This window comes from Paenibacillus wulumuqiensis, from assembly GCF_000971965.1.
Taxonomy (GTDB): Bacteria; Bacillota; Bacilli; order Paenibacillales; family Paenibacillaceae; genus Saccharibacillus; species Saccharibacillus wulumuqiensis.
On the sequence record NZ_KQ040792.1, the window covers coordinates 506,459 to 531,297 of the forward strand.

Annotated in this window: 20 protein-coding genes; 10 read left to right on the forward strand and 10 right to left on the reverse strand. The window is 50.8% G+C overall.

The window, feature by feature from the left end:
• Positions 1 to 55: 55 nt before the first annotated feature.
• Positions 56 to 2,968, forward strand: coding sequence for a type 2 lanthipeptide synthetase LanM family protein (locus tag WH45_RS02205; RefSeq protein WP_052723577.1), 2,913 nt, complete (start codon positions 56 to 58; stop codon positions 2,966 to 2,968).
• A gap of 105 nt (positions 2,969 to 3,073) precedes the next feature.
• Here WH45_RS02205 and WH45_RS02210 read toward each other — a convergent pair whose 3' ends face one another.
• The 3 genes from WH45_RS02210 to WH45_RS02220 all read right to left on the reverse strand — a co-directional run bounded on the left by WH45_RS02210 (position 3,074) and on the right by WH45_RS02220 (position 5,248).
• Entirely contained in the window at positions 3,074 to 3,742 is a 669-nt protein-coding gene (locus WH45_RS02210; protein WP_046212739.1) for an amino acid ABC transporter permease, read from the reverse strand.
• Positions 3,743 to 3,745: 3 nt separating this feature from the next.
• On the reverse strand, positions 3,746 to 4,591 hold the full coding sequence (locus WH45_RS02215) for a basic amino acid ABC transporter substrate-binding protein (RefSeq protein WP_046212740.1): 846 nt from the start codon (positions 4,589 to 4,591) through the stop codon (positions 3,746 to 3,748).
• 123 nt (positions 4,592 to 4,714) lie between these two features.
• On the reverse strand, positions 4,715 to 5,248 hold the full coding sequence (locus WH45_RS02220; RefSeq protein ID WP_046212741.1) for a cysteine hydrolase family protein: 534 nt from the start codon (positions 5,246 to 5,248) through the stop codon (positions 4,715 to 4,717).
• A 238-nt stretch (positions 5,249 to 5,486) separates the two neighbouring features.
• Here WH45_RS02220 and WH45_RS02225 point away from each other — a divergent pair, with 238 nt between their 5' ends.
• The 3 genes from WH45_RS02225 to WH45_RS02235 all read left to right on the forward strand — a co-directional run bounded on the left by WH45_RS02225 (position 5,487) and on the right by WH45_RS02235 (position 10,136).
• Positions 5,487 to 6,434 (forward strand): aminopeptidase, encoded by a 948-nt coding sequence (locus tag WH45_RS02225; protein ID WP_046212742.1) that lies wholly within the window; start codon positions 5,487 to 5,489, stop codon positions 6,432 to 6,434.
• Between the two features lie 46 nt (positions 6,435 to 6,480).
• Positions 6,481 to 8,022, forward strand: coding sequence for a PucR family transcriptional regulator (locus WH45_RS02230; RefSeq protein WP_046212743.1), 1,542 nt, complete (start codon positions 6,481 to 6,483; stop codon positions 8,020 to 8,022).
• Between the two features lie 407 nt (positions 8,023 to 8,429).
• Entirely contained in the window at positions 8,430 to 10,136 is a 1,707-nt protein-coding gene (locus WH45_RS02235; RefSeq protein WP_046212744.1) for a methyl-accepting chemotaxis protein, read from the forward strand.
• Positions 10,137 to 10,282: 146 nt separating this feature from the next.
• Here WH45_RS02235 and WH45_RS02240 read toward each other — a convergent pair whose 3' ends face one another.
• Both WH45_RS02240 and WH45_RS02245 read right to left on the reverse strand, forming a co-directional pair.
• Positions 10,283 to 10,867 carry an LOG family protein gene (locus tag WH45_RS02240; protein WP_046212745.1) on the reverse strand — a complete coding sequence of 195 codons (585 nt, stop codon included), beginning with the start codon at positions 10,865 to 10,867 and terminating at the stop codon, positions 10,283 to 10,285.
• 227 nt (positions 10,868 to 11,094) lie between these two features.
• The gene (locus WH45_RS02245; RefSeq protein ID WP_046212746.1) at positions 11,095 to 11,814 is read right to left on the reverse strand and encodes a 3-ketoacyl-ACP reductase; all 720 of its coding nucleotides are present in this window, start codon (positions 11,812 to 11,814) and stop codon (positions 11,095 to 11,097) included.
• Positions 11,815 to 12,008: 194 nt separating this feature from the next.
• Here WH45_RS02245 and WH45_RS02250 point away from each other — a divergent pair, with 194 nt between their 5' ends.
• Together WH45_RS02250 and WH45_RS02255 are read left to right on the forward strand one after the other, a co-directional pair.
• The gene (locus WH45_RS02250; RefSeq protein ID WP_046212747.1) at positions 12,009 to 12,494 is read left to right on the forward strand and encodes a hypothetical protein; all 486 of its coding nucleotides are present in this window, start codon (positions 12,009 to 12,011) and stop codon (positions 12,492 to 12,494) included.
• Between the two features lie 250 nt (positions 12,495 to 12,744).
• On the forward strand, positions 12,745 to 13,206 hold the full coding sequence (locus WH45_RS02255) for an NUDIX hydrolase (RefSeq protein WP_046212932.1): 462 nt from the start codon (positions 12,745 to 12,747) through the stop codon (positions 13,204 to 13,206).
• A 259-nt stretch (positions 13,207 to 13,465) separates the two neighbouring features.
• Here the strand turns inward: WH45_RS02255 and WH45_RS02260 are convergent, their stop codons facing one another.
• Together WH45_RS02260 and WH45_RS02265 are read right to left on the reverse strand one after the other, a co-directional pair.
• Positions 13,466 to 14,758, reverse strand: coding sequence for a homocysteine synthase (locus WH45_RS02260; protein WP_046212748.1), 1,293 nt, complete (start codon positions 14,756 to 14,758; stop codon positions 13,466 to 13,468).
• A 224-nt stretch (positions 14,759 to 14,982) separates the two neighbouring features.
• Positions 14,983 to 17,262 carry a hypothetical protein gene (locus WH45_RS02265; RefSeq protein ID WP_046212749.1) on the reverse strand — a complete coding sequence of 760 codons (2,280 nt, stop codon included), beginning with the start codon at positions 17,260 to 17,262 and terminating at the stop codon, positions 14,983 to 14,985.
• A 199-nt stretch (positions 17,263 to 17,461) separates the two neighbouring features.
• Between WH45_RS02265 and WH45_RS02270 the strand changes: the two genes are divergently transcribed.
• Positions 17,462 to 17,797, forward strand: a complete 336-nt coding sequence (locus tag WH45_RS02270) for a YrhK family protein (RefSeq protein ID WP_052723579.1) — start codon at positions 17,462 to 17,464, stop codon at positions 17,795 to 17,797.
• A gap of 313 nt (positions 17,798 to 18,110) precedes the next feature.
• On the opposite strand, the gene WH45_RS02275 is transcribed toward WH45_RS02270, so the two are convergent.
• Both WH45_RS02275 and WH45_RS02280 read right to left on the reverse strand, forming a co-directional pair.
• Positions 18,111 to 19,679, reverse strand: a complete 1,569-nt coding sequence (locus WH45_RS02275) for an FAD-dependent oxidoreductase (RefSeq protein ID WP_046212750.1) — start codon at positions 19,677 to 19,679, stop codon at positions 18,111 to 18,113.
• 100 nt (positions 19,680 to 19,779) lie between these two features.
• Positions 19,780 to 20,241, reverse strand: coding sequence for a pyridoxamine 5'-phosphate oxidase family protein (locus tag WH45_RS02280; RefSeq protein ID WP_046212751.1), 462 nt, complete (start codon positions 20,239 to 20,241; stop codon positions 19,780 to 19,782).
• A gap of 184 nt (positions 20,242 to 20,425) precedes the next feature.
• Between WH45_RS02280 and WH45_RS02285 the strand changes: the two genes are divergently transcribed.
• The 3 genes from WH45_RS02285 to abc-f all read left to right on the forward strand — a co-directional run bounded on the left by WH45_RS02285 (position 20,426) and on the right by abc-f (position 23,277).
• Positions 20,426 to 21,013, forward strand: coding sequence for a VanZ family protein (locus tag WH45_RS02285; protein WP_046212752.1), 588 nt, complete (start codon positions 20,426 to 20,428; stop codon positions 21,011 to 21,013).
• An 84-nt stretch (positions 21,014 to 21,097) separates the two neighbouring features.
• Positions 21,098 to 21,262 carry a hypothetical protein gene (locus WH45_RS23525; protein WP_156075144.1) on the forward strand — a complete coding sequence of 55 codons (165 nt, stop codon included), beginning with the start codon at positions 21,098 to 21,100 and terminating at the stop codon, positions 21,260 to 21,262.
• 392 nt (positions 21,263 to 21,654) lie between these two features.
• Positions 21,655 to 23,277 carry a ribosomal protection-like ABC-F family protein gene (gene abc-f / locus WH45_RS02290; protein WP_046212753.1) on the forward strand — a complete coding sequence of 541 codons (1,623 nt, stop codon included), beginning with the start codon at positions 21,655 to 21,657 and terminating at the stop codon, positions 23,275 to 23,277.
• A gap of 126 nt (positions 23,278 to 23,403) precedes the next feature.
• Here abc-f and WH45_RS02295 read toward each other — a convergent pair whose 3' ends face one another.
• Positions 23,404 to 24,816, reverse strand: coding sequence for a helix-turn-helix transcriptional regulator (locus WH45_RS02295; RefSeq protein ID WP_046212754.1), 1,413 nt, complete (start codon positions 24,814 to 24,816; stop codon positions 23,404 to 23,406).
• Between the last annotated feature and the right edge of the window lie 23 nt (positions 24,817 to 24,839).

Below are 24,839 nucleotides of genomic sequence, written 5' to 3' on the forward strand. Positions count from 1 at the left end.
TGCATTTGCAGATTGTCAGCAACGTAGCCAATTTGGAAAGAAAGGGGCGATTGATATGAAAACATTGAATGATCCGTACAACGAGCTGATGCTTACCGGTAGTACAAAACATATGCCGGCATCGTTGTTTGATGAGCAGGATTATTTTAAGCATTTTATTGCTTACTACATGCAGCCAGTTTATACCCGTATCCGCTCGGGACTGCAGCAATTGGATCAGGAAGTGCTTGATCAAGATATGCTGCTGCATTCCATAATGACCAATTACAAAAAAAAGCTGTATCGAATGGTCGGTAAGACCATTATTTATGAATTCCATCAAACATTTGATGAGTACGATGAGCATTGCAATTCCAGATACTATGACTATTTTGCTGAGAGTCTGCGAGATACAGAAAATGTAGAAAGGATAATGAATAGATATCCGGTATTGCGGCGGCTGATTAACAAGTCTACCGAACAGTTTATTGCATTTAACCTTCATATTATTTCTAGATTTGTGGAACAATATGACTACATTTGCCGGACGTTCCACCTTTCGGGTATATTAAGTCAACTGAGTACAGGGGCAGGTGATGATCATCAGCAGGGGAAAAGTGTAGCCATATTGGATATTGGTTCTTCAAAGCTGGTATACAAACCTCGATCCCTGAAGGTCGATTTGTTTTATCGGGAATGGATTGAGCATGTAAATGTTACCTGCAGCACTAATCTGCAAACACCTTTGTCTGTAGATTGCGGTACATACGGATGGCAGGAATATGTGGAATCGCGACCCTGCTCTTCGTTTAAAGAAGTAGCTAGATTTTATCATGAGTTTGGTATGCAGCTTGCTTTTATCTATGCATTTCAAAGCTCGGATTTCCATTATGAAAATGTAATTGCTGCAGGTGCAAGTCCAATACTAATTGATCTGGAAACTTTATTTCAAGGCAGTCCGAGATTCAATACCCAAAATCAAGAAAGCCATCCTACACTGGATGTATCGCGAATTATAAATAAAACAATCCTGAAATCTGCAGTCTTCGATTACACGAGTTTTGCGGATGAACGCGGAATGCATCATATTGGTGCCCTGATCGATGTGGACAAGCGCAAAATTGAAAATGAAGCTGTTGTGAATATAGGAAGCGACCGGATCTCCATTCAGCGGCAAACACAGGAAATGGTTAGTCATGGCAATATGCCGACATATGACGGATATGTTCAATATGCCTATGATTATGAACATATTCTTGTAGAAAGTTTTGCTGATACGCTAGGCTGGCTGAGCAAGGATACGTATCTGAAAACGCTGATTAAGAAATATGCCGAAGCGGAAATTCGTATCATTATGCGTCCTACTTATTTATATAGTACCTATCTGGAAGCTTTATATCATCCTGATTATCTTCGAAAGGAGGAAGAGCGAAAACGGGTGTTGTCTTTTATTGGAAATGCCTATGTACGTTATGATGCCTTTGAAGCTATTTTCCCTTCCGAGCTGAAGGACATGATGGATGGAGATGTTCCCTACTTTTTTACAAGATTATCTTCACGTCAGCTCTGGTCAGCAACAGGGGAAAATGTACCTGTGAATATTTTGCATCATAGTGCCAGCGATGAAGTATTGGAACGGCTGGCTGGCATTAATGAGGCAGAAATCAGGCAGCAGGTTCAACTAATCAGCATGTCTATGAGTGTCATGGTTGCAAATCAGCAAGCCAAACCTGCAAATGAGAAATCATTGTCTACCAACCGATCAAGTAAAATATCCAGTGTTCCGCTATCCGCTTCCATTGAAGAATTTATTCGTCTGGAAACGCAAAATATTACACAACAGCGGCTTGAAGTTGCGGACTATGCACAGTGGCTGTCAGTTGTTTCCATGCCGGATGGACAGCATACAATAGGACCGATGGGGTTCGGATTGTACAATGGACTTGCAGGTATGGGCCTATATTATGCTGCCTATGCTGAAGTGTTTGACGACAAACAGGCAGAGACTATGGTAGCCGATATCGATCGTTCTATTCGACATATGTATCCGCTGAATGCTTATAAGGATAGCTACTCCGCATTTTATGGTTCCACCTGCTATATGTATTACGTTAATGGATTGCGTCATCTGTCTGTATACACTGAAGAGGAACGGCAGAGATTATATAATGAGTATATGGATGGACTTGCAGAACAATTGCCTTCTATTCGGCAAAACGATTTTATGGGAGGGCTAGCAGGCGTTCTTAAAGTACTGGTAAATCTGTACAAGTCCACACTACTGCCACGGATCAAGCAAACAGCACAGCAGGTTTGCTGCGAACTGTGCAGACGTGTCATTGTTGAGAAAGATAAAGCGTATTGGTTGCCCGATACAGGTACCGGTAAGCCTCTTGCAGGATTTTCTCATGGAATCACAGGGATTGCCTATGCATTATCCGAATATTTTGCGCATGTAGAACAGGATGAGGCTGTGCTGGACATCATTGGTCAGACTCTTGCTTTTGAAGATCAATTTTATTGCAAGACAACCGGACAATGGCAGGATAATCGTGATAACCGACAGAGATGTTCATCGCCGATGTGGTGTCACGGTTCTGCAGGAATTGTACTTGGACGCAGTCAAATTGCCGATTCTACAAAAGGATTCATAACACCGAACTGGCTGAATGAATCGCTCTCCGATCTGCTGCTCCATGGACAGGAACATCAACAGGGGAATTCACTTTGTCATGGTACAATGGGCAATGCTGATATTTTATACACGCTTTCACAAAGTGAAAAATTTGTGTGTGAACGGGAACGAATCGAATTATTTGCCACGAACTGGATGGATACTTTTCGTTGTAGTTTGCATACAACAGGTTGGAGAAATGGAGTTGCCAATGATGCTTACAGCCCCGGATTAATGCTTGGACGTACCGGTCAGCTCTATGCACTGTTGCGTCGTTATTCCGGCAATTTGCCTTCCGTATTATTGTTGGATTGATTGAGATCACACACTGAATGACAAGAATAAGCTCCAATGCAAAGTTACAGGATCATGTAACCATGCGTTGGAGCTTATTTTCATGTTGCTATAAGACTTGAGATATCAAGATTGTTCAAATTGGCTTATCCGCCGCTCCCACCAGTTGAGCAGCTTGCTCAGTGAATAGGTGAGGATCAGGTAAATGATCGCTGCTGTCAGATATGGTTCCCAGATGCGCATATACTGGCCACGCATCACATTGGCATAATACATCAGCTCTTTGGCTGCGATGACCGTGAGCAGAGAAGAGTCTTTGATCAGCACGATAAATTCATTACCAAACGCAGGTACCATTCGCTTGATCGCCTGGGGCAGGATAATGTAGCGCATCGTCTGGCGATGTGTCATGCCAAGCGACAGGGAAGCTTCGGTCTGTCCCTTTTCCACCGATTGGATACCCGCTCTGAAGATCTCTGCCGTATAGGCCGCCGAATTGAGCGTCATCGACAGGACAGCAGCGATCATCACATCCGTATGACCGACCAGCGCCGGTACGACGCCAAAATGCACGATCAGAATCTGGACGAGCAGCGGCGTACCACGGAAGAAATTGATATAACAGGCCGCCGGCAGCCGGAAGTAGGCGCGTGCCGACATCCGGCCAAAGCCGACGATTAAACCGAGCAGAGAGCCGAGAATAATGGAGAGAATGGAGATCCCGATCGTGAGCAGGGTTCCCCGCAGCAGCATGGGCAGATAATACAGGATGATATCAAAACGAAACTCCTGCATGGCTTAGCCTTTGGCCATGGCTGCTTTGAGGTTGGTCAGATCCGGTTCTTCGCCAAACCAGGTTTTGTAGATCTCTGCGTACGTTCCGTTGTCGATGACCTTCTGAATCGCCGGGTCCAGCTTGGCTTTCAGATCACTGCCTTTGGGATAAATAATGCCGTAATACTCGGAATCAAAGTTCTGGGAGTCTGCGATGCTCACCAGATTTTTATCCGGGTTGTTTTTGATATATTCACGCACCACTGCAATATCCGCGACGACCGCATCGGCTCCGCCGCTGTCCAGCTCCATCAATGCCAGCGCATTGCTTTCGAACTTGCTGAGACCGGCACTGTTGTCGCCCATGATGCCTGTCATCAGAATATCGGCGGTAGTGCCATTCTGGACAGCGACTTTTTTGTCCTTGAGATCCAGCGCGGATTTTACCGGACTGCCCTGTTTGACCATAATGATATTGGTCGATTCAAAATAGGGAAGGGAAAATTCATAGCTGTCTTTGCGCTCATCGGTAATGGAAACCGAAGAGATGCCTGCCTGATACTCGGTGCCCTGGCGTACACTCTCCAGCATCGTATCCCAGCCGACATTGGTCACTTCATGCTCCAGTCCGGCTTCCTTGATGACTGCTGCGATAAAGTCGATATCGAATCCTTTGACCTGATCCAGATCCATAAATTCCATCGGTGCATAGGAAGCATCGGTAGCGAATTTGACAGGTCCGCTGGCTGCGGCAGGTTCACCGGTCTCACTGCTGGCAGCAGGAGCAGGGTCCTGTGCAGGTGGCTGCCCGCAGGCAGATACCAGACTTATTACCAATGTTAGTAAAATTAACAAATATCCCTTTTTCACTATGTAACCCCCTAATATTTGAATGTATATTAGAGATTCTAGCAAGAAATATAAGGGATAACAATGAAAATATACGATATATGTTAGTTTATTTTACATATACATTTGAGAATATCTTGTTTATCACGAAATGAAAATTGTATCCATAGATTTCAGGTCAGCAAATCTTCCATCCCATACGTTTTCATGATGAAGAATAATCTGCTCGGCAGTCAGTGTCCTGCTATCGAGTGTGCTGTGACTCTCCGCTGCTACAATATTATGCTGGTAACCGAGACTGTAGGCTGCGCGCAGAGTCGTGTCCAGACAGAATTCGGTCTGGGCTCCGGCGAAGATAAGCTGTTCGATCCCATGCTGCTGCAGCCATTCCAGCAGTTCGGTCCGGTAAAAGGAATCCCAGCGGGTTTTACGGATAACCGTATCTTCGGGCATGCGGGACAGGCGGCTGCAGATCTGCCAGTCCGGCGTATCTACGTACAGATCCTCACCCGGCGTATAGCTGGTATGCTGGATAAAGACCACCGGTACCTGCTGACGGCGTGCTCCCGCAATTAGCTCATTCACGTTCGCAACCAGCGGTTCACGGCGGTATAATGCATTTTCCTCACCCGTGAAAAAAATCTCCTGCATATCGATAATAATCAGTGCCTGCTTCATGGTGAATCATCCTCTCTTTAGCATAGTAAAGTATGTAACAAGCATTCATTATACCGCAAATCGGGCTATTGTCATGGATGTAAATTCCCGGTTCGATTCCGGCACTTCTGCACAGCGGTTCCAGATCAGCATAAGTCTGCTGAATAATTAGCGTTTTGAGCGGACTTATGGAACAATATATGTATAACCCAACCCGCTCCCAGGAGCCGGAGAAAAAGAACGAAAAGGATGGAGACATATGAACGAACAACGGATTGAAATCAGCAAAAACGTACTGACTGACTGTCTGGGTCTTCAGCCCGGCGAAACCCTGGTTGTCGTAACCGATGACAGCCGCAAGGAATTGGCAGAATCCCTGTATGAAGCCGGCAAGCGCCTCGGCGCCGAATCGATGCTGATGGTCATGCAGGAACGCAGCAAATCAGGCGAAGAACCGCCAGCCTCGATTGCCATGGCGATGATGAATGCTTCGGTAGCCGTCTGCGTCACCCGCTATTCCCTGACCCATACCTCTGCCCGCAAACAGGCAGCAGCTGCTGGTGCACGTGTGGCGACGATGCCGGGCATTACCGAAGATATGTTCACCCACGGTGCAATCACGGCCGAGTATTCCAAAGTCAAGGAATTGACGGAAAAAGTCACAGCGATGCTGACCCGCGCTTCCACCGTACGGATCGAAAAGGGCGGCTACAGCCTGAATTTCTCCATCGACAGCAGAGAAGGCGTACCGAGTACCGGTCTGTATCTGAATCCCGGTGAATCCGGCAATCTGCCTTCCGGTGAAGCGTATATCGCACCTCTGGAAGGCACGGCGGAAGGACAGATTCTGGCAGACGGTTCGGTAGCAGGGCTCGGCGCGCTGAGCAGTCCGCTGCTGCTGACGGTTGCAGACGGCAGACTGACGGCCGCCGAAGGAGACAAAGGCGATGAACTGCTGCGTATGCTCGGAGATGACCAGGGACGCATGCTGGGCGAGTTCGGGATCGGTACGAATGACAAAGCCCGTATCACCGGCATCGTGCTGGAAGACGAGAAAGTATATGGAACGATCCATGTGGCCTTTGGCAGCAATAATACATTTGGCGGTACGGTCGCGGCAGGCGTACATATCGATATCGTGGTGAAGCAGCCGGATGTGTATCTGGATGATCAGCTGATCATGCGTGCCGGCGAACTGCTGGACTAACGGACGGACACAGAGTACCAATTTGCGATAACGGCGGTGAACAGAAATGAAGACAACAGGAGTAACACTGCGCGAACTGCTGCAGATTCCGCTGCTTCGGAGCGCCAGCGTCATCAGCGGAGCGCGCGGACTGGAGCGGCCGGTACAATTTATCGATATTATGGAGACCCCGGATCTGGACGGCTGGGTCCGGGAAGGTGTGCTGCTGATGACAACCGCCTATCCGATCCGGCATGAACCCGGACGACTGTCCAATATGATCGTCGCCTTGTCAAAAGGGCGGGCAGCCGGTCTTGCGATCAAGCCGGCGCATTTTCTGCAGGGCATACCGGAGGAGGCGATCCGGTTGAGTGAAGAATGCGGACTGCCGCTGATCGAGCTGCCGCCGGATATTCCGTATACGGAAATTACCCAGGCGGTGATGGAACAGGTGCTGGATCGCCAGGCTTCCATGCTGCGGCGGTCGGATGAAGTGTACCGCAAGCTGACCATGATGGTGCTGGAGAATATCGGCATCCAGGCGGTCAATGACCATGTATCCGATCTGCTCAAGGCACCGGTCGCCGTGATTGATAATACCGGCGTCACGATCGTCTCTTCCCCGGCAGGATGGGATTACCGGCAGGCAGATCATCCGCTCAGCTGGAATATCAATGTAGATCGGCGCAGCGTTGCCCGCCTGATCGTGGATAAGGAAAAGCTGGACGCGATGGAAGAGGTCGGTGTGGAGCAGGCACGGTTGGTACTGGCGCTGGAGCTGATGCGCAACAAGATCATCGAGGATACGGAGAGCCGTTTGCGCGGCAACTTTATCGATGAACTGATGACCCCGCCGGTTCCACCGCGCCAGGAAGTGGAGCAGCGCGGACGCCAGCTGGGCATGAATCCGGCGCAGCAGTGGGAGATTGTCGTGATCGAAGGCCAGACGGCTCCCGAGGAAGAGTGGATGAATCATCTACTGTCCATCGAGGCGGACAAATATGGAGTTCGTCCCCATGTGGAATTCCGCAGCAACCGTGCCATTTTGTTCCTGCCTACCCCACCTTCGGAGCAGGAACAAGTTGCAGATGGCGAAGAGAAGGAGATCCCGTGGGATACCATTATCGCTGGCTGGTTAAATGACCGTCAGGGCCATCTGCATGGCTACCGCGCAGGCATCGGCCGGCCGAAATGGCTGTGGGATATCCACCATGGATACAGCGAGGCACGCAGCGCACTGACCATCTCGCGCCGCTTGAGCGGAGGCGGTTCACTGACCGCATTCAAGGATGTGGAGATTTACCACCTGCTGCGCGGCTCGGTCGATGAGCGAGGCTTTGGCGAACTGTTCGACCGCAAGCTCGGTCGGCTCCGGCAGTACGATGAAGAGCATCACAGTGATCTATTGCGCACACTGTTCTTTTACCTGGACAGCCGCGGCAGCCTGATGGATACAGCCAACCACCTGTTTATCCACCGCAATTCGGTCAAGTACCGGCTCGACCGAATCCGTGATATCACCGGCATCGACCTGAACGACCCGCACCAGCAGTTTATCATTCATATGTGCCTGATCTATTACTACCTGATGGAGCATCCGGAAGACTGACTCGATGTTCTGTCTGCCATAGATTCTTCAACACCAAGCAATGCCCGGCTGAAAAAGCTGGGGCATTGCTTTTTTGTTAGGCAGGCTAGCCGGAGAACATGCCCTTCCTTTATTCCTTTCCGGAGTGGATAAAGGAATCCACCGCAACCTGGCAAGCGGCAGATCCCATTCTATCACTGCTGAAATTTGCTGAAATCCCCGCCGAATTTCAAATTTTAAGTAAATAAATATTAACTAATCTTCCCTTACCTCCGATTAAAGGTAGTGTTGAGTTAGTTAATAGCAGCTTCGGAACCTGTCATCGAATACAGCATCCTAGAATCTGCAGAATATATTCAGGTTCATAAGAAACTGGCACAATTGTGGATCAGAGGACAAAGCGATGTCCGAGGGGGAATCAGGGGTTTATGAAAAGATTGGGATTTAGGGAGAAAATGGTGATTTTCATCAGTCTGGTGATTATCATCGGCAGCGGAATGCTCGGATATTATGCCGTGAAGAAAGCGGATCATCAGATCGTGGGAGCTGCGCAGAAAAAACTGCTCGGTGATCTGGACACCGGCATGCTGCTGATTGATGCCATGTATCCGGGGGAGTGGTCAGCACGGGATGGCAAGTTGTACAAAGGTACGACTGTTATGAACGATAATTTTGACTGGCTGGATACCTTTGGCAAGAAAACAGGCGATACCGCGACACTCTTTTTGCAGGATACGCGTGTAGCGACCAATGTGATCAAGCCGGACGGCAGCCGTGCTGTCGGCACGAAAATTTCCGATAAGGTTGGCAATATCGTGCTCAAGCAGGGACAGCCATACACCGGTGAAGCCGAGGTTGTCGGTCAGGTCAATCAGGCCGCCTATGTACCGCTTCACAATGCAGCCGGTGATATTATCGGCATCTGGTATGTCGGTGTGCCGAATGCGCCGTATGAGCAGGCCAGTGACGAGTTTGAACGGGGAATTATTCTGTTTATCATTTTTGAAGTCATCGCAGCGATTGTCGTAATCTGGCTGCTGACCAAGCGTATGCTGCGTCCGCTCGTCATGATCACGCGTGCCGCAGAGCAGGTCGCCGGCGGCAGTCTGCAGGTGGAACTGCCGGAAGTAACGAGCCGGGACGAGATCGGCAGACTGTCCGCCTCGATCCGTACAATGATGGACAATCTGTCCCATCTGATGCAGGATATCCGCCAGAATATGTATTCTTCGGCCAGTCAGATCAGCTCCTCATCCGAGCAGTTCTCACGTTCCCTGGAGGAGATGAGCAGCTCGTACAGCCAGGTCGTTGTCAGCAACAAGGAAATGAACGAGAACGCCGAAGCCGGCAGCCGGGTACTGCATGATTCGATGGAGACGATGAATGCACTGTCACAGCTGATCCAGCGTGCAGCCATACGTGTGAATGGCGCCGTACAGGATTCCCAGTATACCCGTGAGACCGCCCAGCTGGGCAAGGAAACGATGGCCCAGACGATTGATGCGTTGGACAGTTTTGCCCGCTCTTCGGTGGAAAATGCCCGTATCGTCGGTCAGCTGGCGGAGTATTCCAAGGAAATCAAATCGATCGCCCATACCATTTCCGGTATCGCCGGTTCGACCAATCTGCTGGCACTCAATGCTTCGATTGAAGCGGCGCGTGCGGGGGAAGCGGGACGCGGCTTTGCCGTGGTTGCTTCCGAGGTACGCCAGCTGGCAGAACAGGCCAGCGAGGGAGCCAACTCGGTCGAGGAATTTACGAGCAAGATGAGCGATTCGCTCCAGCAGGCGGTTGATATGCTTCAGCAGGGGCGGACGCATCTGGATACCGGACGCGCAGCCGCCCAGTCTTCCGGGGAAGCGCTGGAAGCGATCTGGCAGGCGGTGGGTACAACGGCAGCGAGCGTACAGGAAGTGTCCGTGATTGCCCGTGAGAAGGTAGAACATGCCAAGCGCGTGACCGGCATGATGAGCAAGCTGGAAGAGACGATGGAGCATACATTGTCCGCTTCCAGTCGTGTACTGGCAATTTCCGAGACGGCAGCGAGCGAATTGGAGACACTGGCCGCCGGTTCACAGGAACTGGATGCGATGTCCAGCCAGCTGCAATCTGCCGTATCCAAAGTATTATCCTAATCATACAAATGCCCGCTGAACCGGTGGAATTACCACCGTGCGTCAGCGGGCATTTATAATAATCGAGGCAATGTCTGCTGCTTGATGCAGTAACCAATATGCGTAATCCGCCTACCATACTGGTCAGTAAAAGAGCAGCTGGCAGCTTACTGGCAGCCGGTCGGATTCCAGCGCAGATCCGAGGTGATCGGCAGTTCATGACTGACCGCTTGGATAATCTCCTCCGGATCGTCAGAGACGAACAGCCGGCTCAGACAGGATTCCCCGGTAAAGCCTTCGTTCATGCTGTGCCGGACCATCTCCAGCAGCGGATCGTAGTAGCCGCGAATATTGTACAGACCGAGTGGTTTATTGTGAATGCCGATCTGGGACCAGCATAATACTTCGAATAGTTCCTCCAGTGTACCGAGCCCGCCGGGCAGTGCGATAAAGGCATCTCCCTGCTCCTGCATCATGGCTTTGCGTTCGTGCATGCTGCCCACCTGTATCATCTCTGTTAATCCCTGATGTACCCGCTCGCCGTGCAGCAGTCCGCCCGGCATGATACCGGTCACTTTGCCGCCGGAAGCCAGCGCCGCATCCGCTACCGCACCCATCAGACCCAGACGCGACCCGCCGTAGATCAGGCGGTAGCCGAGACCGGCAATATGAGTACCCAGCTGTGCAGCATACTGAAGGTAATCGGGATGATGTCCTGCTGCTGATCCTGCAAATACACAGATCGACTTCATGCTGTTCACTCCTTACAAGGGAATAATTTACAGTATACCATAGTATATATAACCTTTATTTACGCAGTTCATTGGGAAATAAGGTCTTATGCAAAATAAATAACGTTTTATACAAAATAAACATAGGGCAGGCTTTCCGCTGCACGCCTACCCTTCATCAATCCGACAGCAAAAATCCCCTGCCGGATGATACATGGCAGGGGATAGCAGGGTGGAAAAGGTAAGAATTACTGTGGATTATTGGTCCAGATGCCGGCTGTTTTCAGTACGACACGGGAAGGCAGCTTGAGACCGGCGAGTACCAGTTCAGCCACATCTTCCGGCTGCAGCATACGATCTTCATCGCCGATCGGCAGACCGGCATTGACCGCCAGCGGCGTATTCACGGTGCTCGGGTTGAGCGCAGTGACACGGATATTGGACTTGCGCACTTCCTGCATCAGGGCTTCAGTCATGCCGAGCAGGGCGAACTTGGATGCACAGTACGCCGAACCTGTCGCAAAGCCGCGCTCACCGGCAGTAGAAGCAATATTAATAATATCGCCGCTGCCCTGTTCGATCATCGCCGGCAGCAGCTCATGGGTCACATAATAAGCGCCCATCAGGTTGACACGGATAATCTGTTCCCATTGTTCCGGGTCCATCTCCGCCAGTTTGCCAAAGGAAGCCGTACCGGCATTGTTGATCAGAATGTCCACATGACCGAGTGAAGCGGCCAGTTCGGAGACGGCAGCACGGGCTTCCTGGGAGTTGGACACGTCAGCGGCAGCAGTGAATACCTGTACACCGTGCTGTTCGGACAGTGTGCTTTTCAGTTCGTCCAGATCGGCAGCTGTGCGCGCGAGCAGACCCAGATTGACGCCTTCGCGTGCGAGTGCCTCGGCGATTGCTTTACCGATCCCTTTGCCGGCACCGGTAATAATGGCTGTTTTATTGCGTAATTCCATGATGAGATAACCTCCATTTTCACGATAATATCCTACGGCAATAGTATACTACTAATGTTCCCGCAAAAAAAATGTTTCACGATATTTGTAAAAGGGTAATCAAATTGGTTACATATTCCGACATATTCTTGTATAATAGTTCAATAATTTCAAAAACTTGAAATGACCGAACTAAATTTCAGGAAAGTGTAGGGATGCCTGTGGACCAACGTCACGTCAAAACAACCATTCAGACTCTTCTTCATCGCGCAAATAGTGATGTACGGGTTCGCACCAGAAAAAGATTTCCGGGTCCTCGTTCCGTAGGCGGAAAGTTCGGCATGAACAGCCGCATGATCACATTGTATCTCCATGAAATCGAAGAACAGTGCTTTAACTTATTCGGTTCCTTAAAACATGTGAATGATTATTTCACCATCATCCTGGCACATGAACTCGGCCATGCCGAGGACCCGATGCTCGAACAGCTGGCAGATGATCTCGACGAGTGTACCGACCCGCTGCTGCGTGCACGCATCGCGCTGCGGATCGAGGAAAATGCATGGGAATTTGCCCGTGTGCTCGTTCCCGAGGTGAGCAGCTATGTATTCGAACAGATCGTGGACTGCTCGCTGGAAGCTTATTATGACGCAATTGACCGTGCTGCTGCTGAAGGTACCGGCCTGGAAGTGATCGCCTGATGCCGCTGAGATGGAGTGTTCCCATGGAAGCTGGCTTTCCGGTCCAGCCCAGTGCTGCTGCGGTTAATTGGACGATGATGATTATAGATTAGAGACAGATTGCTGAGTGTATCATACGGCGATCTGTCTTTTATTTTGCCATTTTTCCGGTTCGGGCTTGGTGAATGATCCCGGATAAGGTATGGTAAAAGGAAATGATATCCATATCAAACTGACACAGGTGAACCAGACACGGAGGGAGATTACACAGATGGCAAACTATATCGGCTGGATTCGATCCAAAGTAGGCAAGGAGCATATTTTCACTAACTTTGCCGGAGCGATTATTACCAACGAGCGGGGCGAGATTCTGCTGCAAAAGCGCCGGGATAACGGCCAGTGGGGCTTTCCCGGTGGAGCGATGGAACTCGGTGAATCGGCAGAAGACACGGTTAAACGGGAAGTGATGGAGGAGACCGGTTATGCGGTAGAGATCCGTTATCTTCAGGGTGTCTACACCCGGTATGATTATACGTATCCGAACGGAGACAGCGCTCAGACGATGCTGACGGCCTTTGTCTGCCGGATCACCGGCGGCGAGCCGCTGACGGAGAATGAAGAGACGAGGGAGCTGCGCTTTTTTGCACCGGAGTCGGCCCCGCCGCTGTTCAACCGGCAGAATGTGGACATGCTGGCTGATTTCCGCGAAGGTCGCAAAGGTGTGTATCGGTAACTATGACTAGGTGTGTATGCACTGCGCAGTCGAATGCTTTCCAGCAATCGGATAGCCAGATTGGTGCTCATCAGTATAGTTTTTGATATACAGCTGTTTTATAAGAAAAGAGGGCATTCCTTTTAGCCGGGAATGCCCTCGTTCTTTATGTTCTGCTTCCACCTACATACTACTAATAGTCGTGTCATATGGAGTACTCATATCATCTTATAACACAGCTGCCAAAGCAATATCCTACTTCAACCACCTTTTTTCCGAATCAGGCCTGACTGGCGACAATCGCCTGCTCCAGATCCTGGATCAGATCGCGGATATTCTCCGTACCGACCGAGAGACGGATCAGCTCGGGATTCACACCGGCTGCCAGCTGCTGGTCTTCATTCAACTGCTGGTGGGTGGTGCTGGCCGGGTGGATGATGAGCGACTTGGAATCACCGACATTTGCCAGGTGGGAGAACAGCTTTACATTGCCGATCAGTTTCTGTCCGGCAGCCGCTCCGCCGCGGATGCCGAATGTCAGGATGGCGCCTTTGCCGTTGGGCAGGTACTTTTGCGCCAGCTCATGGGAGGCATGGCTGCTCAGTCCCGGATAGCTGACCCACTCCACATCCGGGTGCTGCTCCAGATATTCGGCGACCTGCTGAGCGTTCTCGCTGTGACGTTCTATCCGCAGATGCAGCGTCTCCAGCCCCTGCAGCAGCAGCCACGCGTTGAACGGAGAGATGGGAGCGCCCAGATCGCGCATCAGCTGCACTCTGGCTTTGATAATATACGCATGCGGTCCTACCGCATCACTGTACACCAGTCCGTGATAGCTCGGGTCCGGCTGGGTGAGGCCGGGGAACTTGTCATTTACTTTCCAGTCGAACTTGCCGCTGTCCACGATCACGCCGCCGATCGATGTACCATGTCCGCCGATGAATTTGGTGGCGGAATGAACGACCACATCGGCGCCATGCTCAATCGGACGCAGCAGATACGGACTCGGGAACGTATTGTCCACGATCAGCGGAATGCCATGCTCATGGGCAATCGCAGCGACCGCTTCGATGTCCAGCACATTGCCGAGCGGATTGCCGACAGTCTCGGCATACAGCGCTTTGGTTCGCTCATTGATCGCGGCACGGAAGTTCTCCGGATCATCGGAATTGACGAATTGTACCTCAATCCCCAGCTTGGGCAGCGTATTGGCAAACAGATTATATGTACCGCCATACAGACTGGCCGCCGAGACGATATGGTCTCCCGCACCGGCGATATTCAGAATGGAAAAGGTAATCGCAGCCTGCCCCGATGCCGTTGCCAGTGCACCGACGCCACCTTCCAGCGCCGCAATGCGCTTTTCGAATACATCGGTCGTCGGGTTCATCAGACGGGTATAAATATTGCCGAATTCCTTGAGCGCAAACAGATTCGCAGCGTGTTCGCTGTCACGGAATCCGTAGGAGGAAGTCTGGTACAGCGGTACAGCCCGGGAAAATGTCGTCGGATCGATTTCCTGTCCGGCGTGAATCGCAAGCGTTTCCAATAAATAAGGATTAGGTTCAGTCATGGTCAGTCTCCTTTGAACAAGATGAGGTGCGGTACAGCGATTGTTCCATTCATCATGATGTCGGCAGTGCCATAGTGTGTGAGAAATTGATTTGTACTATTCTCGCACGGGGCTGTTCAATATTCAAGCGGCAAATATCAATTTTGGAATATTCCATCTTCTATTGGAAAGTTGAATATAAAGAACAGCCGCAGCGTGACGTCGCTGCGGCTGTTGGGCATGAATCATTGTTCTTTTTTGGCAGGCTTGGCATACTTGGCATAGGCTTCCTGCAGAATCGGATAGCTCTTTTTCGGACGCTCATGGGCGACCGGTTCGTTCCATGGCTCCCAGGTATAACTGCCAAATTCCGGCGCATTAACAGCAGTCTGGCTGTTTTTTGGCACCAGCAGCGGTGAGGCTTTGACACCATCGGTCTTCTGCGGGGCGATGCCTTTGGCCTGATACGGATTCTCCCAGACTGTCAGAGAGCTCGGGTCCATAAAGCCAAGCAGCATCCACGGGATCGCGAATTCGATCACATTGTCCTTCGCATACCAGTCGGACAGGTTGTTGAATTCCGGGCTGGCCGGATCGTTGATACCGTGGTGCAGTCTACCGACCTCCAGTTCCTCAAACGGCATGGTGACTTTAGTCTGCGGCAGATACAGCTCCCGGTTCAGCGCGAGCTTCCACGGCAGGAAGTAACCGGCCGCTCCATTGGCATATTTCGGATCATACGGGATTTCCTTGCGGGAAGCGCCATACAGATACGTATGCTGGTCGTAGGCGCTGTTGATATAGAGATGACCGTCCTTATCCGTATTGCCTTGAAGGCTCAGCAGGAACTCGATCGGCTGGTCAAAGGTCACGCCAGGCGCCTTGTCGGACTTGAGGCTGCCTTCGCCATTCGTATTGAAGCCGATATACAGGTTGTTCTGGCTGAAATCCCAATTGCCCTGTTTTTTCTCCAGTTTGATATACAGATTGGCGGCATCATGGGTCATCTGCATCGTCATATCCGGATAATCATGGGTGACCGCCGTCTGGTTTTTGTTCCAGTCTTCGGTCTTGCCATCCAGATGGATCATATCATCCGCACTGGCGCCCGGTTCCACAGCGATCACGCCAAAATGCTCTTCATTGGTCAGACGGCTGCGCCACATGGCCCGGCGATCGGCCGGTTCCAGATCAATTGTATTCCACGTGAACTTGAACCATTCATCCTGCCATTCGAACAGCAGAGCACCATCCAGACTCTCATCATAAATATCCTTGACCATTCCGGCATTCAGCTTGCCCTGCTCCTCTTCGGTATGCATCCCCTGGTTCCGTCCGAGCGGTCCATAGTGAGCCATCCCGCGTGAGCTGGGCATCCCGAACTCGGCGACGATAAGCGGGATGCCCTGGTGATGCTTCCGCATATCATGCAGATAACCGGCATACGGATTGACCGTACCATCGGCTTTTTTGTATTTCCGGTACTCCGGCTGCTGGCGCAGCAGATCCGGATAATACGGATAAATATGATAGGAGGAAAAGTAGCCGGCCTGCCAGTTATTCGCCACCGGCTTGATATTCATCGGGTCGACCGATACCAGATCTTCCTGTGCCAGCGGTTCGTTCGGATGCTCCAGGGGATCTGTCGTTACCCAGTTGGTAAAGGACATCGGATGCTGCCATCCGTATTTCATATCTGCTTCCGCCGCTACATCGAGCATGCTGGCCAACCAGCTCTCAAAGGCAGTAGCGTCCGCGTCTGCGCTGAAGTACTTGCCTTTGTACGGCGGTTGATCCGGGTGGGCCTTGTCGGTGACATCGACCGTATACGGGAACCACTCTGTCCCAATGATCCAGCCGAGCAGATAAGGGGAGACATCCGCCGTATACTGCCCATGCGCATGACCGGGACTCTCGGCAATCGTAATCCGTCCGTGGATCGCTCCTACCGCTTCCTGAATTTCCTTGGTAAATGTCTGGGTGATCTCCGGCGTATAGGCATCGCGGCCTCTGGAGTCTTCCCCGATCAGCTCTTCTTCCGGTGACCAGACCCCCTGCATCAGGTACAGAGGTTCCTTTTGCGTCTCGTTGTACTCCTTGAGCGCTTCATAGAAAAAAGGAGGCAGGATCGTATAGATCCGCAGTACCCGAATATTCATCGCTTTCATTTCCGGGAACCAGCGCAGATAGTCTTCCTTGGTCGGACTCAGTTCTCCGGGATAATGGCCGGGCGTTGTCGCACCAAGGTTAATGCCTGCCCAGAAGGAAGGCTGCCAGGTACTGCCGTCATACACAGCGAGCTGCTCACCCACTACAGTGGAGGTACGCTTCACTCCGCCCTTGTCGACGACAGGCACGGTATAGGCATTGTCCCCAGGAACGGAAGGCGTGCTACCAGCAGATTCGTCTGCAGGATTGCCGCGCAGCAGCCAAAAGGAAAAGGCGGCGATGACGACAACCGCAGCTACGACAGTGATGATCAGTGGACGGTTTAAGCGTTGATTTGTTCTTTTTCGGGATCGCATAGAGTCATCCTTTACATCAGAATAGAAATACCTGTATCCATACAGTACCACAAAGAAACCATAATATATCAGCAAAACCATTACCTTACATAAAAGTCTGAGCGAATTCGGATAAATCTTACAAATTTCGTTCAATTTCTCCACTTTTGTTGTCAGTGGAATCATACCGGGTAAGTGCAACAGAGGGAGGCGATACATTATGAGAAAACGTCGGACAGCCCGATCCTTGCAGCCGGCCGTCAAAAGCCGCCGCATGCGTATACGCAAGCCGGATGACTACAAACTGGCAGTCGAATTCAAAAAACGCCGACTGGTAGCCGAGAACCGCTATGAGCTAATTAGTCTGCTGAACGATATGATTACAACCGTCTGCTTTTTGGTCGGCAGCTATTTTTTCTTTACCAGTCAGACCAAGACCGGAACCGTCATGTTTGTTATCGGCAATGCGAATACATTATTTAGAGCCATCCTTTCATTAATACGCAAATTCCATGTGGAATGGATGACAGAACAAGGGCAGACGAGCGAGAAATAGGTAGCCTGGGAGCAGCGGGAAATAACAGGATCATCAAGCTATCCAAATGATATAGGTTGCACCGAAACAGGTCAGCCAAGTTGCCTAGACAATATTGCGCAGGGATACGCCAGCTTCCCTGGTCCTGTTATGATGCAAAAAACCCCGGCTATCCCAGCCAGGGGTTTCATTTTTATGGGAACGAAAAGAAGATCTTGGCAAGTGCCGTGGTTTGCCATGTTATTCGACCCTGTATACTGCGGCCTGCATTCGGCGGCAGCAGGAGTGCGCAGGACTGAAACAATCATCATCCGAATTCAGCCGCTGTGGCCGATCAAGACTTGATCTGCTTCAGCGGTTCGGTTGGCGGGCCTTCGAGCACTTCGCCCGTATAGCTGAAGCGTCCGCCGTGACAAGGGCAGTCCCATGAACGTTCCGCTTCATTCCAGCCTACTTCGCAGCCCATATGGGTACATGTCGTATCGACCACATGCAGCTTGCCTTCCGGATCGCGGTAGGCGCCGGTACGTTTGCCATGATGCCAGATGACCGCGCCCTGGTCCGGCTCCAGGTCTTCCGCTTTGCGGCGGTTAAAGTCGAGCTTGCCGGTGACCAGCTCTTTGGCGACTGTCGCGTTATGGCTGACAGCGGTCTTGATCCGCTCCAGCAGCGGCATTTTACGGGAAGGAGAGAACAGATCGGTGTACCGGTTATCCCGGCCCATGATCAGATCGGTGATCATCATGGCCGCGAGCGTGCCCGAGGTCATCCCCCATTTGGCATAAGCGGTACCGACGAGAATATTCGGCTTGTCGCTGGTCACATAGCCGATGCATGGCATCCGGTCGAGGGAATACAGATCCTGCGCCGACCAGCGGTACGGAATATCCTTGATCCCGAGCAGCATACCGGAAAAGGTCTCCAGATCCGCATAATGCATCGTTGTCTCTTCTTCCTGGCCGGTACGGTGTCCTTTGCCGCCGACAATAACGTACTGCTGCCCGTCAAAGGTAGCGGAGCGCAGCGAATGCTTGGGCTCATCCGCACTGAGATACATGCCGCCTTCAAAAGGCGTCTCTGCACGAATCGCCAGTGAATACGAACGCTGCGGCTGCAGCCGGGCAAAGTAAAACCCGTTCTGGTCGGTCACCGGATAATGCGAGCCGGATACGACCTTGTCACAGGTCACGCCAAATTCCTGATCCTGCACAAGCAGCCGCGGACGGTCGCCGTCTTCCACTTCCTCGATCATCGTGTCCTCATATACCTGACCGCCCATCACCCGGAACTCCATCAACAGGAATTTCAGATACTGGAGCGGATGGAAGCGAGCCTGGCCCGGCAGGGCAATTGCACCTTTGACCCGCAGCGGGATCGGCAGCGTATCTACCCATTCTCCGGGAATACCGAGCTCGCGGTATGCATCCATTTCCTTTTCCAGATTTTTGAGTTCGTCATCGTCCGATTCGACATAGAGATAGGCCGTCTCTTCCTGCCAGTCACAGTCGATCACGTTGTCCTTCACCAGCTGCTGCATGAACCGTTTGGCTTCTTCGGCCGCTTCATAGTACAGAATGGCACTCTCGTTATCCACATGCTTGCGCAGATGGTCGTAGATCATGCCGTGCTGGGAAGTGACTTTGGCTGTTGTATAGCCGGTCGTGCCGTTGAGTACCTTGCCGGCATCGAACAGGGCGACCTGCTTGCCTTCCTTGGCCAGCAGATAGGCCGCCGTGATCCCGGTAATGCCGGCACCGACGACAGCAATCTCTACATCCAGTTCTTCACGCAGCGGGGGAAAAGAAGGCAGTTCGGTCGTGGCGCGCCAGAAGGAGTAGGGATGATCCGGTAGTTCCGTTTCGGCAGCTTTGCGGGTAATGTCCTTGTTCGTATCCTCTTTCATTATGTCCCTCCTGTCAGATCGTAAGCGATAGGTAACTAAGCATATCCTTTCATTACCACTGTCAGCAGGGGGTTAATCGAAGAGTGTACAAAGTATCGTCTTATCGCCGCAGTTCATCCAGCGTCTCCTGCCAGCGGGATAGCACGTCGTCCGGCTGATGCAGCCGAATAGTGATGCCGGAGGTCAGCTCCGCATACTTGGCCGTATCCTCGCGTACATGCTCGATCACGGCTTCGAATCGTGCCCGCGGATAGACAGCCTCCTCCAGCTCCGGCAGCGGTGTACAGGACAGCCGCAGCGCGTAGGATACTCCTTCCCAGACAAAGGTTAGCAGTGCCTTGCCGCTGCGCTGCAGATTGCCTGTCGTCGTCGTACCCTGCCAGAGAGCCAGCCGTACATGCCGCTCATCGAGCATCAGCATTTCGCCGGCACTGACCATCGCCTGATGGGGATAGCCATCTTCGCCAATCGTGAGCAGCGGCATGGCCAGATGCTGCTTGTGCTGCAGGTCCTGTCCATTCAGCAGCTGCATCAGGGAAGGGGTAAGTGTAGTATGTTCCATGGTAATTCACTCCATTTCTTGTTCTTGTAATTTCGCGTCTGTTATAGCATAAAGTGTCCCGCCCCGCAGCCGATATGGCATTTTGCATAGAAGCAGGTGGAACAGGTAAAATCATAATACCCGTATGTATTGATCATACCACTGATTGCATCGTACGCATTCTTACTGGAACAGGAGTACACCCATGCTGCTATTTGATACGAGACTATGGATCATCGGAATGATCCTGATTGGCCTGATTCTGCTGATCCTGTGGCGAGTATACCGCCGCCGCGGGATCTACCTGCTGATCGCAGGCATTTTCGGCGTTTATATGTTAAATGTGATCCGGTATACGTTCTTCCCGTTCCCGATCGACCCGCAGCTGCTCACGCTGATGCGCATAGCCGGCAGCGAGCCGGGGATGGTGCGGTTCAACATAATACCGTTTCACTCCCAGTTCTATGATTCCATCCTGGACGACAAGTCCAACTATCTCAATATTCTGATGACCATCCCCTACGGTCTGCTGCTGCCATTCCTCGTACCGGTGCAGTACCATCGGCTCCGCATGGTCTGGCTCGGACTGGGCATCGGGGTAGCCGTTGAGACGCTGCAGGGGATACTGAATCTGCTGCTTGGCTATACGTACCGGACGGTCGATATCAACGATATTATCTTTAATTTTACCGGTGCCATGATCGGCTGGGGGCTGGTGAGTCTGCTGCTGCGGACTTCGTTTGGCCAGAAAAGCCTTGCCAGCTGGCTGCCGGATGTGTTAAAAAGGAAATAATTAAGAACGAATCCATGAATCCACCGCTCCCGGGAAGGAGCATGGGCTATTCCGGATTCGTTCCAACCAAGGAGGTGAGGCAGGATGTTAACATTCCCATTATTTATTACGCTGGAGCGCAGACCGCTGGGCAGCTGTAGTATTGTACATTCATTTGGCAAAGACGGGAGAAGTCTGTCCAAAAATGAATACTCGTACAATGGCGAAATGCCGCTCCTGCCTTCAGCCTCGGTCGGATTTGCAGTATAGCGGATCAGGAACCGTACAGAATTGGTATGCAGAACCACACTTCGGTGTCTCCCTGCATCTATTTCCTGTACGTCTTCCGATCCGGTCTATATCGTATCTCTGAGATCCGCCGGCGCATGAAGCGTCTGCACTCGGAGACTCCTCTGTTCATCAGGGGACTTGACTCACAGAGTACAGCCGCAGGGACATTTCCCTGCGGCTTTTTCGTGTACCCATTGATCTGTGACAGGCTCACAGCGGCAGGTACAGGCGAAATTCCGGTGATCCCGCCGGGCTGACAGGCAGCAGCGCATTTCCCCTCAAAAAAATACAAACAGCTGCACAGTGAACAGAGACGGCGCATTCCGTTATCTCGGTCTCTTCGCTGCAGCCTGTAGAGGAGAATATATAATATGTCTATCATGATCGCCTGTCAGCAGGTTCAACAATATTACGGAGCCGAGCAGGTTCTGTCCAGTGTCACTCTCGAAATCCACAGCGGCCGCAAAATCGGCCTGATCGGCCTTAATGGCGCCGGCAAAACGACCCTGTTCCGGATGCTGTCCGGACTGGAGCGCCCTTATCAGGGCAGCCTTCATATCCAGAAAGGCGCCCGTATCGGCTATCTGGCCCAGGTACCCGAATATACCGGGGACACGACCATCCTGGATGTACTGCGCGGCAGCTTCCGGGAGCTATTGGATCTGCAGCAGCATATGGAGCAGCTCACCGTACAGATGGGAGACAGCAGCCTGTCCGCCCCGCAGCTGGAGAGAGTGCTCAAGCAATATGGCGAAGCGCTGGATCGATTCGAGCAGGAGGGAGGCTATGAGATGTCCGCCCGTATCGATGCCGTATCGAATGGCCTCGGCATCAGCCCGGAGCGCCACCAGGAGCGCTTCCATGCCCTATCCGGCGGAGAGAAGACCAAAGTCTGTCTGGCAGCACTGCTGCTCACCCGTCCGGAGATTCTGCTGCTGGATGAGCCGACGAATCATCTCGATATGGACGCCGTCGTCTGGCTGGAGCAGTTTATCACCGGCTCGTCTGCTACGGTAGTCATTATCTCCCACGACCGTTATTTCCTGGACAAAGTCGTGCAGGAGATCATCGAGCTGGAGGACGGTGAAGCGACCAGTTACCCGATGAACTACTCCGCCTACCGGGAGGAGAAGCAGCGGCGGCTCGTCCGCCAATTCGAAGATTATCAGGACCAGCAAAAGGAAATCAAACGCATCCAGGAATCGATCAAGCGCCTGATCGAATGGGGCAACCGCTCCAATCCACCCAGTCCCGCCTTCCACCGCCGGGCCGCTTCCATGCAAAAAGCGCTCGACCGTATGCAAAAGGTCAAGCGCCCGGTCATGGATCGCGCCCAGATGGAGTTGGACTTGCGCCAGCGCGAACGTTCCGGCGAACGTGTACTAGTGCTGGATCAGGTATGGAAAGCATACGGAGACCGAATCCTGCTGCAGGAAGCATCGGCACTGCTGCGCTATGGCGAGAACGCCGCGATCATCGGCGGTAACGGAGCAGGCAAGACCACCCTGCTGCGTATGATCCTCGGCCAGGAAGAACCCGATGCCGGCAGCCTGACTCTCGGTTCCCGCACAGATGTCGGCTACCTTGCCCAGGAAGCAGCTCCGCCGGACAGAGGCGAGACCGTACTGGAATGGTTCAAGCTGGAAGCGAGGATGGAAGAAGGCCAGGCCCGTGGTCAACTGGCGAAGTTTTTATTTTATGGACCCGATGTATTCAAGAAAGTCTCCGGACTGTCCGGCGGTGAATGGAGCCGCCTGCGTCTGGCGATCCTGATGCACCAGCGTCCCAATCTGCTGATCCTGGACGAACCGACGAACCATCTGGATATTTCCTCAAGGGAAGCGTTGGAAGAAGCGTTGGAAGAGTTTCCAGGGACGATATTGACGGTGTCGCATGATCGGTATTTTATTAACCGGATTGCGGGACAGATCTGGAGTCTGGAAGATGGGGAATTGAAGGTGACGTTGGGGAATTATGAGGATTATAAAAAATAAATAATTACAAAAAAACAAAGTCCTTTAAAAGTTATTTAAAGGACTTTGTTTTTTTAAAATCCCATACCATGGTCAGTAGTATTTATCTCTGAGTTCATATTGGTAAGAGGAGAAACAGGTAAAATGCTAATTAGACCTAAAAAAAGAATAAACGAAATTGTTAATCTTTTCATCTGAGCCCACTCCTTTCAACAAATTCTCATATTCAGCTAATTGTTCGGAAGTTGCCATAGACTTTATTTGTTGCATTAATGCTATAATATCTAATATTTTATTTTTATTATATATTTTAATTGATAGCTTTAAGCTTTCAATTAAATTACTAATACCTTCATTGTTAGATTGTTTTCTTAAATTATAAATGGCAAGTTGATAATGTAAGTTAATGTAACGACTTATAAGACTAATTTTGCTTTGTGATTTGCTGTGTACAACATTATTTTTAATAACATTGGAAAATTTAGATAATATTTCATCTACATCAAATTCGTATTCATTAGCGGCTTTTAAAACATTAGATATCGCAGGAAGAATCTCCTCAGGATGATTTTCTAAAAATTCTATATACTGAGGTAGAACATTAGTATTCCCCATCATTACGTCCATAAGATACATATTAGCTGTTGCAAAGTAAGTAAGCTTATGAACCTCTTTTTCGCCATCCTCATCCAAACCTTTAAACCAACTTAAATCCATATATTGAAGAATGTATTTTTTGGCTTCTTCATAATGGCCTTTATGTTCTAGAGCTACACCTTTAATAAGCGAAGATTGACCATAATAAAAAACTAAAGGTCTTTCAGTTTTTATAGGTAAGTAACAAGTGTCATTATCTATTTTTTTTGACTCAATAGTATAAACCATTGTAACTAAATTAGATAATTCATCTGCATACCTCTCTACAGTATCCCAATTCTGTAATAGATAATAAATATTAGCGAGATAAAATAATCCATCTAACATAAAATGTTCAGGGAGGCGATCTCGGAATGGTTCAAAACGTACTGCTGCTCTGAAAGTTTCCTCGGTATTTTCCCCAATAGATGCTCTAAATACACGGTAGTGGGCAATCGCCAGTCTCTCTGAATGCTGATGCTTCTCATTCTCGATAACGCATTCATAAAAAGGCAGAGATTCTTTCACTTTGCCTTCTTCATACAGCTCCTCAGCCAAACCAAATACAGAAACCGTATTCGACAGATCCTCCATCAAGCGATCCAATACCGCCTGAATGCAGTCATATCTTCCAATCTCTGTACACCTTAATAAAAATGCTTTAATCCGCCGCCAGTCAGCCTTTTCGTTGATAAAGCATTCATCCACATAATACTCATACATCCAGCCTTCCGGGTGGCCCAGTGCTTCGGCCATCAGATCCAGTTGGCGGATGGAAATCGATTTGGGCGGATTACCATTCAAAATGCCGCTGATGATACCGCGGTTAATTCCAGCCAGCTTACCAAAACTGCTGAGTGAATGGCCTTTTTGTCGAATACCTTTTTCAATCTCAAGTCGTATGGTTGTGGTGTTGGTAATCATAACCGAACACACCCCTTTGTTCC

Coding starts and splice junctions, on each gene's coding strand:
- WH45_RS02285 (WP_046212752.1), top strand. CDS start 20,426: ATGCTGCTATTTGATACGAGACTATGGATCATCGGAATGATCCTGATT.
- WH45_RS02225 (WP_046212742.1), top strand. CDS start 5,487: ATGAACGAACAACGGATTGAAATCAGCAAAAACGTACTGACTGACTGT.
- WH45_RS02275 (WP_046212750.1), bottom strand. CDS start 19,679: ATGAAAGAGGATACGAACAAGGACATTACCCGCAAAGCTGCCGAAACG.
- WH45_RS02230 (WP_046212743.1), top strand. CDS start 6,481: ATGAAGACAACAGGAGTAACACTGCGCGAACTGCTGCAGATTCCGCTG.
- WH45_RS02240 (WP_046212745.1), bottom strand. CDS start 10,867: ATGAAGTCGATCTGTGTATTTGCAGGATCAGCAGCAGGACATCATCCC.
- WH45_RS02220 (WP_046212741.1), bottom strand. CDS start 5,248: ATGAAGCAGGCACTGATTATTATCGATATGCAGGAGATTTTTTTCACG.
- WH45_RS02265 (WP_046212749.1), bottom strand. CDS start 17,262: ATGCGATCCCGAAAAAGAACAAATCAACGCTTAAACCGTCCACTGATC.
- WH45_RS02260 (WP_046212748.1), bottom strand. CDS start 14,758: ATGACTGAACCTAATCCTTATTTATTGGAAACGCTTGCGATTCACGCC.
- abc-f (WP_046212753.1), top strand. CDS start 21,655: ATGTCTATCATGATCGCCTGTCAGCAGGTTCAACAATATTACGGAGCC.
- WH45_RS02245 (WP_046212746.1), bottom strand. CDS start 11,814: ATGGAATTACGCAATAAAACAGCCATTATTACCGGTGCCGGCAAAGGG.
- WH45_RS02255 (WP_046212932.1), top strand. CDS start 12,745: ATGGCAAACTATATCGGCTGGATTCGATCCAAAGTAGGCAAGGAGCAT.
- WH45_RS02235 (WP_046212744.1), top strand. CDS start 8,430: ATGAAAAGATTGGGATTTAGGGAGAAAATGGTGATTTTCATCAGTCTG.
- WH45_RS23525 (WP_156075144.1), top strand. CDS start 21,098: ATGTTAACATTCCCATTATTTATTACGCTGGAGCGCAGACCGCTGGGC.
- WH45_RS02280 (WP_046212751.1), bottom strand. CDS start 20,241: ATGGAACATACTACACTTACCCCTTCCCTGATGCAGCTGCTGAATGGA.
- WH45_RS02270 (WP_052723579.1), top strand. CDS start 17,462: ATGAGAAAACGTCGGACAGCCCGATCCTTGCAGCCGGCCGTCAAAAGC.
- WH45_RS02250 (WP_046212747.1), top strand. CDS start 12,009: ATGCCTGTGGACCAACGTCACGTCAAAACAACCATTCAGACTCTTCTT.
- WH45_RS02295 (WP_046212754.1), bottom strand. CDS start 24,816: ATGATTACCAACACCACAACCATACGACTTGAGATTGAAAAAGGTATT.
- WH45_RS02205 (WP_052723577.1), top strand. CDS start 56: ATGAAAACATTGAATGATCCGTACAACGAGCTGATGCTTACCGGTAGT.
- WH45_RS02210 (WP_046212739.1), bottom strand. CDS start 3,742: ATGCAGGAGTTTCGTTTTGATATCATCCTGTATTATCTGCCCATGCTG.